This window comes from Methylobacterium sp. J-088 (genome assembly GCF_022829295.1).
Lineage (GTDB): Bacteria > Pseudomonadota > Alphaproteobacteria > Rhizobiales > Beijerinckiaceae > Methylobacterium.
The window spans coordinates 1-894 of the sequence record NZ_JAKSYH010000286.1; the positions used below are offsets into that span (position 1 = coordinate 1).

Consider the following 894-nt stretch of genomic DNA (forward strand, 5'->3'; position numbering starts at 1 on the left):
GACCGCTTCCCGATGCACCAGGTGAGGAGCCTGATCCGGCATCACTCGCACCCGTGCTGTTCGCTGTGCCAGAGCGGCTTGAACCGCCTTCCGCAGCGAATGCTGCGCCGGCGAGGATGAAGACGGTGGCGATGGCAAGTACTGTTTTCATTGGCGTAACTCCCTGTTGACCGCCGGTCGGACGTAGGAGTCCACCATGCGGCAACAAGGCAATCGCGCTTCCGTGAACCCGTTCCTTGCCTAGGGTTGAACGGCTCCGTGTTCTCAGCCTCGTCTAAACGTAGGGGCCACCGAACAGATCCCCGAGCGCCTTCCGCCGGAACAGCGTGCGCCAGCGCCGCCGCTGATGCTCGGGCCGATCATGGATCATGTGGCAGCGCTGGCGGAAGGCCGCGAGGTTGGCATCCGCGTTGTTCGAGGTGTCGTGATCTCGATGGGCCGCCGCCAGGACGACCCGCGTCCGGCGGGCCCGTTTCAGGATGTCAGCTTCCGCAGCGATCCGGATCCGCCTGCCCCACCCATCGCGCCACCGGCCGGCTTGCGCATCCCACCAGCGGCCATCGCCGAGGTGGTAGACCATCTTGCCCGTGCGGCCGCCCGCAGCCCTCGCAGCAGCCCCTAGCCCGGCCGAACCGGATCACGGCCGAGAGCTGCGCCCAGTCGATCGGGTAGAAGAAGCGGTGCTCGGGCCGGATCGGCATGGTGGACGCACTGTGCCACCGGGCGTGAAGAAAGCGTAGCGGCAGAAGGCTGCTACGGATCTCACATGGATCTATCCGACCTTCAGTTCTGGGCCTTTCTGGCAGCGGCCATCCCGGTCCTGTTCCTGCGAGTCGTCATCGTCTGGTGGAAAGGGCGACCCATCGTTCCGATCGCCTTGCTCAGCCTCATGTT

At 65.4% G+C, this 894-nt stretch carries 1 pseudogene; it reads right to left on the reverse strand.

Going from position 1 to position 894, the window contains the following annotated elements:
• Window positions 1–274: 274 nt before the first annotated feature.
• Window positions 275–701, reverse strand: a pseudogene (locus MKK63_RS31610) (hypothetical protein).
• Window positions 702–894 lie beyond the last annotated feature (193 nt).